This window comes from Paraburkholderia sp. RL18-101-BIB-B (assembly GCF_046026985.1).
Classification (GTDB): Bacteria; Pseudomonadota; Gammaproteobacteria; order Burkholderiales; family Burkholderiaceae; genus Paraburkholderia.
Genome location: NZ_JARESV010000008.1, coordinates 226,021 through 240,701, shown reverse-complemented (window position 1 = coordinate 240,701; position 14,681 = coordinate 226,021). Strand labels below are relative to the sequence as shown.

General features: G+C 63.1%; 12 protein-coding genes. 6 read left to right on the top strand and 6 right to left on the bottom strand.

What is annotated here, in order from left to right; genetic code table 11:
* Positions 1–80 precede the first annotated feature (80 nt).
* The 6 genes from metH to P0D73_RS15490 form a co-directional block, all read right to left on the bottom strand.
* Complete coding sequence (gene metH / locus P0D73_RS15515) at positions 81–2,798, bottom strand: methionine synthase (RefSeq protein WP_408181152.1); 2,718 nt, start codon at positions 2,796–2,798, stop codon at positions 81–83.
* An 87-nt stretch (positions 2,799–2,885) separates the two neighbouring features.
* Entirely contained in the window at positions 2,886–3,956 is a 1,071-nt protein-coding gene (locus P0D73_RS15510; protein WP_132376251.1) for a homocysteine S-methyltransferase family protein, read from the bottom strand.
* Positions 3,957–4,279: 323 nt separating this feature from the next.
* Entirely contained in the window at positions 4,280–4,537 is a 258-nt protein-coding gene (locus tag P0D73_RS15505) for a BTH_I0359 family protein (protein ID WP_007179533.1), read from the bottom strand.
* Positions 4,538–4,654: 117 nt separating this feature from the next.
* Positions 4,655–5,443 carry a 3-oxoadipate enol-lactonase gene (gene pcaD / locus P0D73_RS15500; RefSeq protein WP_408181153.1) on the bottom strand — a complete coding sequence of 263 codons (789 nt, stop codon included), beginning with the start codon at positions 5,441–5,443 and terminating at the stop codon, positions 4,655–4,657.
* Positions 5,444–5,630: 187 nt separating this feature from the next.
* Positions 5,631–6,920 carry a DUF3108 domain-containing protein gene (locus P0D73_RS15495; protein WP_408181154.1) on the bottom strand — a complete coding sequence of 430 codons (1,290 nt, stop codon included), beginning with the start codon at positions 6,918–6,920 and terminating at the stop codon, positions 5,631–5,633.
* A gap of 277 nt (positions 6,921–7,197) precedes the next feature.
* Entirely contained in the window at positions 7,198–8,091 is an 894-nt protein-coding gene (locus tag P0D73_RS15490) for an IclR family transcriptional regulator (protein ID WP_408431841.1), read from the bottom strand.
* A gap of 128 nt (positions 8,092–8,219) precedes the next feature.
* Here P0D73_RS15490 and P0D73_RS15485 point away from each other — a divergent pair, with 128 nt between their 5' ends.
* The 6 genes from P0D73_RS15485 to rfaE2 all read left to right on the top strand — a co-directional run bounded on the left by P0D73_RS15485 (position 8,220) and on the right by rfaE2 (position 14,585).
* A complete protein-coding gene (locus tag P0D73_RS15485; protein ID WP_408181156.1) occupies positions 8,220–9,203 on the top strand; it encodes a fumarylacetoacetate hydrolase family protein in 984 nt (327 codons plus the stop codon).
* A gap of 254 nt (positions 9,204–9,457) precedes the next feature.
* Positions 9,458–10,693: an ABC transporter substrate-binding protein gene (locus P0D73_RS15480; protein WP_408431839.1), complete on the top strand. Its 1,236-nt coding sequence runs from the start codon at positions 9,458–9,460 to the stop codon at positions 10,691–10,693.
* A gap of 48 nt (positions 10,694–10,741) precedes the next feature.
* Positions 10,742–11,629 carry an enoyl-CoA hydratase/isomerase family protein gene (locus P0D73_RS15475; protein WP_408431837.1) on the top strand — a complete coding sequence of 296 codons (888 nt, stop codon included), beginning with the start codon at positions 10,742–10,744 and terminating at the stop codon, positions 11,627–11,629.
* Positions 11,630–11,711: 82 nt separating this feature from the next.
* Entirely contained in the window at positions 11,712–12,518 is an 807-nt protein-coding gene (locus P0D73_RS15470) for a PhaM family polyhydroxyalkanoate granule multifunctional regulatory protein (RefSeq protein WP_408312813.1), read from the top strand.
* Between the two features lie 555 nt (positions 12,519–13,073).
* Entirely contained in the window at positions 13,074–13,946 is an 873-nt protein-coding gene (locus P0D73_RS15465) for a ferritin family protein (RefSeq protein ID WP_132376243.1), read from the top strand.
* A 156-nt stretch (positions 13,947–14,102) separates the two neighbouring features.
* Positions 14,103–14,585: a D-glycero-beta-D-manno-heptose 1-phosphate adenylyltransferase gene (gene rfaE2 / locus P0D73_RS15460; protein ID WP_408284066.1), complete on the top strand. Its 483-nt coding sequence runs from the start codon at positions 14,103–14,105 to the stop codon at positions 14,583–14,585.
* Positions 14,586–14,681 lie beyond the last annotated feature (96 nt).

Sequence of the window (14,681 nt, the reverse complement as noted above, 5' to 3'; positions counted from 1 at the left end):
TACAAAGCCGAAAATTACGTTGCCGCAAATATTCAGTCTTTCAAGGCCGATATAGTGGGCTTCCCGCCACGCCCGAAGGCTTACAGCAAAGGCGCCAAGGCCCGTTCCGCATCCGTTTTCGACAGCGACATGCGCTTTGCGTAGTCTTCCAACTGGTCCTGACCGATCTTGCCGACCGAGAAGTAAGTGCTGTCCGGATGCGCCAGATAGAAGCCGGAGACGCTCGCCGCCGGCAGCATGGCCAGCGATTCGGTCACGCTCATGCCGATATCGGTGGCTTGCAGCACGTCGAACATGTCGCGCTTCACCAAGTGATCCGGGCAGGCCGGATAGCCGGGCGCGGGACGGATGCCGTGGTACTTTTCCGCGATCAGGTCGTCGTTGGAGAGGGTTTCGGCGTTCGCGTAGCCCCACAGGTCGCGCCGCACGCGCGCATGCAGCGCTTCGGCGAAGGCTTCGGCGAAACGGTCGGCGAGCGCCTTCAGCATGATCGCGCTGTAGTCGTCGTGGTCCTTTTCGAACTGTTTTTCCTTCACGTCGACACCCAGACCCGCCGTCACCGCGAACATGCCGATGTAGTCGGCCACGCCCGAATCCTTCGGCGCGATGAAGTCGGCAAGCGAGCGGTTCGGCCGCATCACGCCGTCCACCACCGGACGCACGCTCTGCTGGCGCAGATTGCGCCACGTGAGCGCGACTTCCGAGCGCGATTCGTCCGTGTAGATTTCGATGTCATCGTCGTTCACCGTGTTGGCCGGCAGCAGCGCGATCACGCCGTTCGCTTGCAGCCAGCGACCCTGGATCAGACGCGCGAGCATCGACTTGCCGTCCGAGAACACGCGCCGCGCCGATTCGCCGACGATCTCATCGTTCAGGATGGCCGGATACGGGCCGGCCAGGTCCCACGTCTGGAAGAACGGACCCCAGTCGATATAGTTCGCCAGGTCGCTCAGATCGAAGTTCTTGAACACGCGGCGGCCGATGAACTTCGGCTTGACTGGCTGGTAGCTCGCCCAATCGACCTTGGTTTTGTTGGCGCGGGCTTCGGCCAGCGTCACCATGGGCAGCGCTTTCTTGTTGGCGTGCTGATCGCGGATCCGGTCGTAATCGGACTTGAGTTCGTCGAGGTACTTCGCCGCGCCTTCGTCGGACAGCAGGCTCGATGCCACAGAGACCGAGCGCGACGCGTCCGGCACGTAGACCACCGGCCCTTCGTAATGCGGCGCAATCTTCACGGCAGTGTGCACGCGCGAGGTGGTCGCGCCGCCGATCAAAAGCGGAATCTTCTTGATGCGGAAGTAGTCGTCGCGCTGCATTTCCGAGGCGACATACGCCATCTCTTCGAGGCTCGGCGTGATCAGGCCGGAGAGCCCGATGATGTCCGCGCCTTCGACCTTCGCCTTGGCGAGAATGTCGTTGCAGGAGACCATCACGCCCATGTTGACCACTTCGAAGTTATTGCACTGAAGCACCACCGAGACGATGTTCTTGCCGATGTCGTGCACGTCGCCCTTCACCGTGGCGATGACGATCTTGCCCTTCGCGCGCACGTCGGCGCCCGCTTCGGCCATCAGCTTCTTTTCTTCTTCGATGTACGGAATCAGATGCGCGACGGCCTGCTTCATCACGCGCGCCGACTTCACCACTTGCGGCAAGAACATCTTGCCCTGGCCGAACAGGTCGCCGACGATGTTCATGCCGTCCATCAACGGCCCTTCGATCACGTTGATCGGGCGGCCGCCGTCCGCGGCGATCTTCGCGCGGACTTCTTCGGTGTCTTCGACGATGAAGTTGGTGATGCCATGCACGAGCGCGTGCGACAGACGCTTCTCGACCGGCTGGTTGCGCCACTCGAGGTTTTCTTCCTTCTTCGCCGCGCCGGTCTTGAACTTGTCGGCGATTTCGAGCAGCCGGTCGGTGCCGTCTTCACGGCGGTTCAACACGACGTCTTCAACGCGTTCGCGCAACTCCGGATCGAGGTCGGCATACACGCCGAGCTGGCCCGCGTTGACGATGCCCATGTCCATGCCCGCCTGGATCGCGTGATAGAGGAACACGGTGTGGATCGCCTCGCGCACCGGATCATTGCCGCGGAACGAGAACGACACGTTCGACACGCCGCCGCTCACCTTTGCGTATGGCAGATTCTCTTTGATCCAGCGCGTGGCGTTGATGAAGTCGACGGCGTAGTTGTTGTGCTCTTCGATGCCGGTTGCGATCGCGAAGATGTTCGGATCGAAGACGATGTCTTCCGGCGGAAAACCGACTTCGTTCACCAGGAAATCATACGAGCGCTTGCAGATCTGCGTCTTGCGCTCGAAGGTGTCGGCCTGGCCCTTTTCGTCGAAGGCCATCACCACCGCGGCCGCGCCATAGCGGCGAATCAGGTTCGCGTGGTGGCGAAACGCTTCTTCGCCTTCCTTCAGCGAGATCGAGTTGACGATCGCTTTGCCTTGCACGCACTTCAGGCCCGCTTCGATCACTTCCCACTTCGACGAGTCGATCATGATCGGCACGCGCGCGATATCCGGTTCCGACGCGATCAGATTCATGAAGCGCACCATCGCCGCTTTCGAATCGAGCATCGCCTCGTCCATGTTGACGTCGATGACCTGCGCGCCGTTTTCGACCTGCTGCCGCGCCACCGCGATCGCGTCGTCGAACTGGTCGTTCAGGATCATTCGCGCGAACGCCTTCGAGCCGGTCACGTTGGTGCGTTCACCGACGTTGATGAAAAGCGTCCCGGACGTGACGTTGAACGGCTCGAGGCCGGAAAGGCGCATGGTGTGATCGGTCATGGCGTATGTGCTCGATTGCTGCGATTAAGTGCGTCGTGTTCGATAGCGGAAGTGCGGCGGCGCCTGCTCGGCGAGGCGCCGCTGGGCTCAGGCTGCGTCGCGGTATTGCGTGGGCCACGCGCGCGGCTTCACTTCGGCCAGCGCCTGCGCAATCGCCGCGATATGCTCCGGCGTCGTGCCACAGCAACCGCCGGCAATATTCACAAGCCCGGCCTGCGCGAATTCCTTCAGTAGACCCGACGTATCCGCGGGCAGTTCGTCGAAGCCCGTATCGCTCATCGGATTCGGCAAGCCGGCGTTCGGATAGCACGACACGTAAGTGTCGCAAAGCTTGGCCAATTCGGCGATATACGGGCGCATCAAAGCCGCGCCCAACGCGCAATTCAAACCGAACGTGAGCGGCTTCGCATGACGCAGCGAGTTCCAGAACGCTTCAACCGTTTGACCCGACAGAATGCGGCCCGACGCATCGGTGACGGTGCCGGAGATCATGATCGGCAAACGCTCGCCGGTGTCTTCGAACAGTTCGTCGAGAGCAAACAGCGCAGCCTTCGCATTGAGCGTGTCGAAAATGGTCTCGACAAGGAACAGATCCGCGCCGCCGTCGAGCAAAGCCTTGGCCTGGTCGTAGTAGGCCGCGCGTAGTTCGTCGAACGTCACATTGCGCGCGCCCGGATCGTTCACGTCAGGGGAAATGCTCGCGGTCTTCGGCGTCGGTCCGATCGCGCCGGCCACGAAGCGCGGCTTGTCGGGCGTCGAAAATTTGTCGCAGGCGGCACGCGCCAGTTTCGCCGATTCGAGATTCATCTCGACGGCGAGCGCTTCCATGCCGTAGTCCGCCTGGGCAACCGTGGTCGCACCGAACGTGTTGGTTTCGATGATGTCCGCGCCCGCCGCCAGATACTGCTCGTGGATCTCGCTGATGATTTGCGGCTGCGTGATCGACAGCAGTTCGTTGTTGCCTTTGATGTCGCGCCCGTAGTCCTTGAAGCGCTCGCCGCGATAGCGGGCTTCGTCGAGCTTGTAGCGCTGGATCATCGTGCCCATTGCGCCGTCCAGGATCAGGATGCGCGACTTGAGCAGCGCGGGCAGCCCCGTGCCGCGCGTGTAGGCGGCGTCGGGACGGACTGGCGTGGCGGTTTGAGCGGGCTGGTTCATGGCGGACGAGGGCTTGCGCCGGCTTTTTCGGGAAACCTGTCATTGTAGCCGCTGCCGGGCAGATCCGCCCGGCGCGGGCGAGGCGCAGTCACCCGGGCTGTCGAGGTGCGCTGCATCGAAAAGAACGTAAAAGCGAACGTAAAAGCGAACGTTAAAGCAAACGTTAAACCGGCACGGCAAAGAAAACGGCCCAGCGAGGCAAAAGCCTGCTGGGCCGCTTCATATTTGCCGACCGACTTGTAAAAGCCGCCGGGTTACCCGGTTACGGGGCCGGACGGCGCGGTCGATGTATGTCGCCAAAAACGTTAAATCGAACCCTGCCGTTAGTGAAGAATCACCGGTTGATGCATCAGGCTGTCGAACTGGCCGAGGAATTCGTCTACTTCATCCAGCGACGGCTCCTCTTCGATCAGCTTTTGCACGTGCTCGCGAAAACGCGCCGCCATTGCTCCGTCGATATAGATCTCACGCTGCATGTTTTTGTCGACGATCTCGTAGCCGCCCGACTTCATGGCCAGCGGGCCTTCCTGCGGCGGAAACTCGACGACACAATAGTTGGGGCTGTTGTAGATCATTTGCATGGCGACACTCCTTATTTCCGTTGGCTCCTGGCCATTCCTGCGCCATAGGTGGAGCGTATGGTTTGGAATTCAAGGGGTGGGTCCGGATTGACGCTTGTAAAGTTCCGAACCTACCGGTTAGACCGGCCTTTCAAGAAACGTTTCAAGCAGTGCAGCAAAACGGTGAGGTTGCTCGATGGGCGCGAGATGAGCGGCATCCAGCAGTTCGAAACGTGCGCCTTCGATGGCGTCTGCTATTGCCTGTGTAGAAGCAGGCGGCGTGCCCGTGTCGTGGCGGCCCGCCACGGTCAATGTTGGGCATCGGATTGCTCCCAGCTTACTGCGTACGTCGAAATCGCGCAGGGCTTCGCACGCCATGGCGTAGCCTTCTGACAACGTGTGGGTCAACACGTCGCGGATCTGCTCGACCGCTTCGGGATGCGCGGCCTGAAAATCGGGCGTCAGCCAGCGGCTCAATGTCGCGGGCACGAGCGACGCCATCCCGTCGCGGCGGGCCGCCGCGGCGCGCTGATCCCACGTGGCGCGGGCTTCCGGCGGCGTGCCGGCGCTGCTGTCGGCGATCGTCAAGGAGTCGACGCGCGCGGGATGATCGAGTGTAAATTGCTGGGCGATCATGCCGCCCATCGACATGCCGACCAGATGCGTACTGGGTGCGTCGAGTGCATCGAGCAGCGTGACGAGATCGTGCGACAGATCGGCGATGCTGAAGGGCGCGCCGGATGCGGCGGTCTTGCCGTGGCCGCGCACGTCGTAGCGCAGCACGGTGTAGTCGTCGCGGAAATAGCCTGCGAGCTGGTCCCACACGGACAAATCACCACCGAGCTGATGGATGAACGTCAGCCACGGGCCGCCGCCCTCGTTGCTCAGCACATAGCGCGTCTCGATACCGTTGATGTTCACTTGCATGCGGGCTCCTTTGAAGGGGAACGCAGTGGAAGGGTCCATTCGCGCGCGCTGTGTCCCATCTGTCATGGGCTAATTACCGCTGATCCATATACGCAGCATAGGCGCGAACGGTTGCAGCAGGTGGTGCGAGTCAACCTTAGTGCGGAAGTTTCGCCGATCTGATGGAGACCTAGTTCGGATTCGTTGCTTATGGTTTGATGATGCCGGGTGTATTGGCGGGATCGGTCGGATCGACCGGAGATGAGGGCATGGCCTCGGGCGTAACTGCCGATGCGGCCGGCGCTGGCGGGCTGGTCGAAATATCAGGGGAAGCCGTGCTTGCATCGCCATTGCTGCTGGGCGGGCTGCCGGCCGTGTCGGCATTGAGCTTGCCGCGCCACACCAGTTCGAATTGCGTGCCGTTAGGTTCCGTCTGAACGATACGCGCGGGCAGCCAGCCGAGCGACGGCGCAAGCCACACGTCGATGCGGCGCAAATCGCCATCACGGCGGGGCAGGCGCTTGAAATGGCGCGTGTCGAGGAAACCTTGGGCGGTGCGGATGGTTTCGTCGCCGATCGTCTCGACCGGCCAGTTTTCGCCGCTATCGTTATCCACCACGAAGAACTGCCGCGTCACGCCCGGTTTGTAGGCGGCCGGGTCACCGCGCACGAGGCTGGCGAGTTGCATCACCATGCTGAAACGGTCCTGCGCGCCGTCGGGCAACTGCAGCGTGGTCGGGGTGCGGGTAAAGGCGATTTTCTTGTCAGTGCGGTTGAAGATCGCGATGTCTTCCGGCCGGCGGCCGCGTTTTTCGACGTACTGCTCTGGCGCGAGGCCGAATGCGTCGATGCGGCCGTGGCTCGAATACACGAATGTACCGATGAAAGGCAGCGGCACGGAGACGACCATTTCGTAGCTTTGCGCGTTGCTGGTCCAGTGGATCGTGCCGGGCTGGTTGCGCACACCGTTGTAGAACGTGTCGTATTGCAGTTCGCCCGATGGCGGGACGGAGAACTTCACGCCGGGCGACGCTTGCGGCGCGCTCGCGGCAGCGGGCGCGCTGGCTGTGCCGGCGGCGCTGGCGGTGGCATTGGGTGCCGCGGTGGGGCCTGCTGCGGCCGGGGAGCTTGCCATGACGTCAGATGCCGCGGCAGGTGCTGCTGGCGCGGCCTGCTTTGCCGGTTGCAAGGCGGTGAGCACATGTTCGCGCGGCTTGCTCGCCGCGGCGTGGCGCGCCGGTGCCGGTTCAGGCACGGGTGACGCGGCGGCCGGTTTGCGTTCGATGCGTTCGGGCGTCAGCAACGCGACCTGCACGGGAACATGCTCATTGTCCGAGGGGTTTAGCGTCGCGCGATTGCGCTCGACCCATTGCGCGGCGATCCAGTGCAAAACGGCCACGACCAGCAGCACCACGATCCAGCGCCACACGCGCAAACCGGTGCGCGGCCCGCTGGGCGGCGTGCGATCGGATCGGCGGGTCACGGGAGCTGAGGACATCGGTCAGTGAATGTGTGCGGGCGGAAAGCTTCGGGATCGACGAGCGGCGCGTGCGAGCGGCGATTATTGCGAAAAAGGCGCCAGGCCTGATGCCTGATGCGTACGAGGCAGGCAGCGAACCGATTCGACCGCACAGCCGCGAGCGATGTTCCGCGCCGATGAAAACACGCGTACGTTCAGTACGCAGAACCACGCATGCAACGCCGTATCGTCGCCTTGCCGACTGAGTTCGCTTCAAGTCTTGCGACCAACAAGCGCCCAACGCGCAACAACACGCCTATTCGTCGCGTGGCGACGCACTATACCCTAGCTCATACGAGAGCTTTTCCGCGCACTCGCGCAACGCCGTATCGATCTCGCCGCCCCAGCGAATATCGAACGCGCCTTCATGACCGAGCGCGACGAGGCCGAGCGCGAGTTCGCCGGTCGAATCGAACACCGGCATGCAGAACGCGTGAATGGTCGGCAGCAACATGCCTTCCACGCGCGCCGCCTGATGCTCCCGCACTTGCGCGAGGACCTGCTCGACTTCGTCGCGCGTGCGCGGGCCACCCATATGCGACGAACGGCGCGAGTCGGCCAGTTCGCGTTCGAGCATCGCAGCGGTCTTGCTCGATGGCAGGTACGCGGCGAACAGCAGACCGGTGGCGGAACTGAGCAGCGGCATCACATCGCCGAGTTTCAGCGACGCCTTGGCCGGATAGCTCGATTCCATCCAGTGCACCATGGTCGGCCCCTGATTGCCCCATACCGCGATGCCCACCGTGAGATCGAGCCGGTCGCGCAGTTCCGACAGCGCGACGCGTGCGAGCTTGACGCCGTCGACCCGAGCCAGCCGCGCGAGTCCCAATTGCAGCGCGAACCCGCCAAGCTCATAGCGGCCCGACAGCGGGTCTTGCGACACCACACCGAGGCGCAGAAAACTCACGAGATAACGATGCGCCTTCGCCGGGCTCATGCCCGCACGCTGGGCGAGATCGCGCAGCATCATGGCGCGCGGCTCGTGGGTCAGCACGTCGAGCAATTTGAAGCCGACTTCGATCGACTGGATGCCCGAGCGCAGCTTTTCCTCGCCGCTCTCGACGCTGTCGTCGTCGGGTTCGGTCGGGTCGAGCGGTGGAGCGGAGTCGGCGTCGGTATGGATCGCGCCGGAGCGGGCATTTGGAGGCATGAGCGAGGCGCGCGCAGCGCATTCAAAAAGTGGTACACGGATGACGCAGACTGCGGGGACTTGGGCCGCGCCGATTCACCATCGTAGAATAGATTCCTTCTATCGTCACTAACACGGTTCATTCCTCTATGAAACTTGCCACGCTGAAGGACGGCACGCGCGACGGCCAGCTGATCGTCGTGTCCCGCGACCTGCACACCGCGGCTATCGCCGACGTGATCGCGCCCACGTTGCAGCGCGTGCTCGACGACTGGGCCTTCTACGCGCCGCAATTGCACGATCTGTACGACGCGCTCAATCAGGGCCGCGCGCGCAACACCTTCTCGTTCGACGCCAAGGAATGCATGGCGCCGCTGCCGCGCGCGTTTCAATGGGCCGACGGCTCGTCGTATGTGAATCATGTCGAACTGGTGCGGCGCGCGCGCGGCGCGGAAATGCCGCCGGAATTCTGGACCGATCCGCTGATGTACCAAGGCGGCAGCGACGACTTCATCGGGCCGAAAGACGACGTGCTGTGCGCATCCGAAGCATTCGGTATCGACTTCGAGGCGGAAGTCGCCGTGATCACCTCCGACGTGCCGATGGGCGCCACGCCCGACCAGGCGCTCAGAAGCGTGCGTCTGATCACGCTCGTCAACGACGTCTCGCTGCGCAATCTGATTCCCGCCGAACTCGCGAAAGGTTTCGGCTTTTTCCAGAGCAAGCCGGCCACCTCGTTCGCGCCGGTCGCGGTGACGCCCGACGAACTCGGCGAACACTGGCGCGAAGGCCGCGTGCATCGGCCGATGATCGTCCACTGGAACAACAGGAAGGTCGGTCAGCCGGACGCCGGCACTGACATGGTGTTTCACTTCGGCCAGTTGATCGCGCACGCGGCGAAGACACGCAACCTGCGAGCAGGCGCGATCGTCGGCTCGGGCACGGTGTCGAACAAGGACGCCAAGCGCGGCTACTGCTGTATCGCCGAGAAGCGCTGCCTCGAAACCATCGAGCACGGCGCGCCACAGACCGAGTTCATGAAGTACGGCGATACGGTGAAGATCGAAATGTTCGACGAAGCGGGCAAGTCGATTTTCGGTTCGATCGACCAGGGCATCGCGCCGCTGGATTGAAGCACCGCTTTTGTGCGGAGTGCGGCGTCCGGGCCGCGTTCCGCAGCGCGCCGCGCCGGATTCGAAAGGGTTTCGCCCGATGCCGCGGCGAGTGCGCGCGGCTACACTGACTGGCGCGACGGCGTGGCGGGGGTGGCCGACTGCGGGTTCATCGCAGGACCGTCGCAAAGCCGCGTGTGAACGGCACGTGAGCAGGGCATGAGCCGGGACATCGGCAGCACATCAAAAACGAAAAACCAACGTGAGGAGACAGCATGCCGCGATTCGAATCTCTTGAACCTGGAACCCGGCGCGCTCGCGCATCCAACCACTTGGGCTTGACGCCCTGGCGCAATCGGCTTGCGCGCCGCGCCGTTGCGTTATGCGCGACGCTTGCCGGCGTGTTGCCCGGCATCGCGCTGGCGCAAGTGAAAATCGGCCTCGTGTTGTCGCTCACCGGGCCGGCAGCGTCGCTCGGCATTCCCGCGCGCGATACGGTCGCGCTGCTGCCCAAACAGATCGGCGGTCAGAGCGTCGAATACATCGTGCTCGACGACGCGTCCGACACGACCCAGGCCGTACAGGACACCAAGAAGCTGATCTCCGAAAATCACGTCGACGCGATCATCGGTTCGTCGATTACGCCGAATTCGCTGGCGATGATCGACGTGGTCGCCGAAGCTCAAACGCCGATGATCTCGCTGGCGTCGTCGGCGAAGATCATCGAGCCGGTGGATGCAAAACGCCACTGGGTCTTCAAGACGCCGCAAACCGACGCAATGATGGCGTCGGCGATTGCCGAACATGCGAGCCTGCACGGCGTCAAAACCATCGCGTTCATCGGCCAGGCCGACGCGCTCGGCGAGACCTTCTACGCCGAGGTCGCGAAGTTCGCGCAACTGCATCACATCGAGATGGTGGCGAGCGAGCGCTTCAATCGCACTGATCCGAGCGTGACTGGCCAGGTCCTCAAGATTCTCGCGACGCACCCCGACGCGGTAGTGGTCGGCGCGGCCGGCACGCCCGCCGCGTTGCCGCCGAAGACGCTCAGGGAGCGTGGCTACAAAGGCATGATTTATCACAATCATGGAGTCGGAAATAACGATTTCCTGCGCGTGTGCGGCGCCGACTGCAACGGCACGTTCCTGCCCGCGAGTCCGGTGCTGGTCGCCGCGCAATTGCCGGCGGATCATCCGGCCAAGCGCCTCGCGCTCGACTACATCGCGCGCTTCGAAGCGGTGCGTGGCGCGGGCAGCGTGTCGGCGTTCGGCTCGTACACATGGGACGCCGGCATGCTGCTCAGCAACGCTGTGCCGATCGCGCTGAAAAGGGGCGCGCCGGGCACGCCGGAATTTCGTCGCGCGCTGCGCGATGCGCTCGAGGCGACGCGCGGTCTCGCGGACACCAACGGCGTCGTCAACATGAGCGCCACGGATCACCTCGGGCTCGATCAACGGGCGCGTGTGATGGTGGAAATCAAGAATGCGAAGTGGATTTATCAGCCGCGTTGAATGAACGCGGCACGGTTCAACCGACACACGATACACGGACTGCTCATCATGTCTCAGGCACCACACCGTAACGACGCGTTTTACGCGCACTACCAGTCGCTCCAGTTGCATCGCCATCCGCACGGCGTGCTCGAAGTCGTGATGAGCGGCGAGGGCGCCAACAAGAGCGCGCTCGCCACCGCCAACGCGCGCATGCACTTCGAACTCGCGGAGATCTGGCGCGACATCGACCGCGATCCCGATACGCGTGTGGCAATCATTCGCGGTGAAGGCAAGGGCTTTTCGGCGGGTGGCGACCTGCAACTCGTCGAAGACATGGCGACCAATTTCGACGTGCGCGCGCGAGTGTGGCGCGAGGCGCGCGATCTCGTCTACAACGTGATCAATTGCAGCAAGCCGGTTGTGTCGGCCATGCACGGACCGGCGGTGGGTGCCGGGCTCGTCGCGGGCCTCCTCGCCGACATCTCCATCGCGACGAAGACTGCGCGCATCATCGACGGGCATACGCGTCTGGGCGTGGCCGCGGGCGATCATGCGGCGATCGTCTGGCCGCTCCTGTGCGGCATGGCGAAAGCCAAGTACTACCTGATGCTGTGCGAGCCGGTGAGCGGCGAGGAGGCGGAGCGCATTGGGCTCGTCTCGCTCGCCGTCGACGAGAAAGATTTGTTGCCCAAAGCATTCGATGTCGCGCAGAAGCTGGCCAACGGCTCGCAAACGGCGATTCGCTGGACCAAGTACGCGTTGAACAACTGGCTGCGCTCGGCGGGACCGGCGTTCGATACGTCGCTCGCGCTGGAATTCATGGGCTTTGCCGGGCCGGACGTGCGCGAAGGCGTGAACTCGCTGCGCGAGCGGCGCGCGCCGGATTTCGGCGGCGCCGACCCGTGGCGCGCACCGCCGTCGAACGGCGGCGCGACAGGCGGCGAGGGCTCCTGAGGCCGCCTGCCGCACGGTATGATCGAAACAGACGCGCGCGGGACGGCGCCCCTTCTTTACTTTACGCAGCGAGGCGACAAGCATGACCGATACTCCTGGCTCCACGCCGCCCTTTCCCGGCTTTCCCGGTTTCCCGCCCGCTGAAATGCTCGAACGCATGTGGGGCATGATGCGGCTGTCGCCGTTCGGCTCGGCTTTTTCCGGCGCGCAGCCGGCCGGCGGCGGCCTCGGACCGTCGCTCTCGATGATGTCCGACATGATGGCGCCGCTCACCAACGTCGAGGAACTCGACAAGCGCATCACCGACATGCGCGCGGTCGAGCAATGGCTCAAGCTGAACCTGAGCATGTTGCAATCCGCGATTCAGGCGCTCGAAGTGCAACGCGCGACGCTCGCGACACTACGCGCGTTCGGCGCTTTCGCGCAGTCGTCGATGGCGCAACCCGCAGAGTCGGCCGCGCCGAGTCCCGCGCCGGCGACGGGCTGGCCGCATCCGGCGGCGCCTGCCCCGGCGCCAGCGCCGGCCGCTTCGGCGAGCGCCGCTTCGTCGGCTGAGGAGCCGGCCGGCGGGGAAGAGGAGGCGCCCGGCACGCCGCCCTTCGACGCATCCGCGTGGTGGAATCTGCTGCAATCCCAATTCAACCAGATCGCCCAGTTCGCGATGACGCAACCGCCGAACGCCGGTGCGGGTGCCGAGGCATCTGATTTTGTGCCCGACGATGCGGAGGCTTCGGCAGCCGGCGGCGGGCCAGCGGCCGACGCGCCGCAGGCGCCGGCACAGGACGCGGAATCCGCGGCCAGGCGACCGGCGGCGAAGCGGGCGCCGGTGGCCGCGAAGCGCACGAGCGGCGCGAGCGCCAGCCCGAAAGCCACGAAAAAGTCTGTCTAAAGGCGGGAATGAAACGCGGTGGCGTGACGCGGGTGACGACGCAGCACAGAAAGGCGAGTTCGCCGTCTGTCATGGTTTTGACCCCGATCGTCCGCCACACTCCGCGAATCGCGCGTTTTCTTGCGCAAGGTCAGCAGGCACCGGAATTGCGGCTGTTACGGCGCGGGTTCGGCCAGGTCAGCGTGCTATCATTGTGTAAGCTTTATTTTTGGCTTTTGGGCGTGCGCTGAAAACTACCAATCCAGCCGCCCTTGCTCCATTCACCGCCGGCAACACCGGCGCAGGGCTGGACGGTGCGGTTTTCATCGCAAACTGGCTCGACCTCAGGCACAGGGTATCCCTCACCCACGGTTGGCCGCGCAGCGCGTAACGTAGGGGTAGGCGCGCGGGCGCAAATGCCTGGACTTCTTTGCCGTCGGGTGCATCTAGGCGGCCGATTACCGCGTAAAATTGAATGCTTGGCCGGCAAACGGTGCACATCCGTTCGTCGTGAGCAAAAGTACTACACGTAGTAGTGACAGACACACACAGTATGCGCAGAACAGGGGTGGGACTATGAACACCATGCTTTATCCGGAACTTTATAAATCGCTCGAATCCGTTCGATGGGACATGGAGAAAGACATTCCCTGGGACAAATTCGATGCATCGCTATTGACCGACGAGCAGGCAGCGACGATCAAGATGAACGCGATCACCGAATGGTCGGCGTTGCCCGCCACGGAAATGTTTCTGCGTGACAACCATCACGACAGCGATTTCTCCGCGTTCATGAGCGTGTGGTTCTTCGAAGAACAGAAGCATTCGCTGGTGCTGATGGAATATCTGCGCCGCTTCAAGCCGGAAATGTGTCCGACCGAAGAGGAACTGCACGCGGTGCGCTTCGAATTCGATCCGGCGCCGCCGTTGGAAACGCTGATGCTCCACTTCTGCGGCGAAATCCGCCTGAATCACTGGTATCGCCGTGCCGCCGAATGGCACACCGAGCCGGTCATCAAGCACATCTACGAAACCATTTCGCGCGACGAAGCGCGTCATGGCGGCGCGTACCTGCGCTACATGAAGAAGGCGATGGCGCAAACCGGCGACATCGCGCGTGCCGCGTTTGCGAAGATCGGTGTCCTGATGGCATCGGCTCGCCGCACGGAAAAACCGCTGCACCCCACCAACTTGCACGTGAACCAGGCGCTGTTCCCGCGCGACACGATTCAATCGCGTTTGCCGGATCCGGAATGGCTCGAACGCTGGCTCGACGAACAGATCCGTTTCGACGACGGCTGGGAAAAGAAGGTGGTGGAGCGCATTCTGCACAACCTTTCCATTCTGTTCGAGCGCACGTTCAACACGGCGCAGGAACTGAATCGCTACCGCAAGGAAGTGGTCGCGCGTCTGCAGGCGGATCAGAAGTCGGCTGAACAGCCGGCCTGATGGTCGCGAGCAGGTGACTCGGCTTCGCGGCGCCACGCGCTGCGAACTGGTTTGAAAAAAAGAACGGTCTGGCACACTTATGTGCGCCAGGCCGTTTTGTTTCATGCGGCCCATCGTGTATGGTGACGGCACCTTCCTGTCCTTTCCGATTCCTCCATGGCTGCCATTTTTGAACGCAAGATGCTGACGCGCGACGCACTGGTGACGCTGCGTCCTTCGCTGAACGCGCCGGTGGTGTTTACCAACGGCGTGTTCGATATCCTGCATCGCGGGCATGTGACTTATCTCGCCGATGCGAAGGCTCTGGGCGCCTGCCTGATCGTCGGCGTGAATAGCGATGCGTCGGTTCGTATGCTCGGCAAAGGCGACGATCGGCCTATCAATAACGAGGCTGACCGGATGGCTTTGCTGGCGGCGCTAGAGAGTGTCGACTACGTGGTGTGCTTCGGCGAAAAGACGCCCGTCGAGTTGATTTCGGCGGTGCGGCCGGACGTGCTCGTCAAGGGCGGCGACTACGACATGGATGTGCTGCCCGAGTCGGCCATTGTGCGAAGCTGGGGCGGTAAGGCGCTAGCGATTCCCTTCGAACACGACCGCTCGACTACCGCACTGCTGAAGAAAGTTCGTACGCAGGGCTAAAGGCCAACTGCCGCGCGAGCAACGCACCGACTTCGCGTCTCGCGTCGCCCGCCGCGAAGTCTGTCCGCTCGTTGCGTGACTGCTCGAGTTACTGCT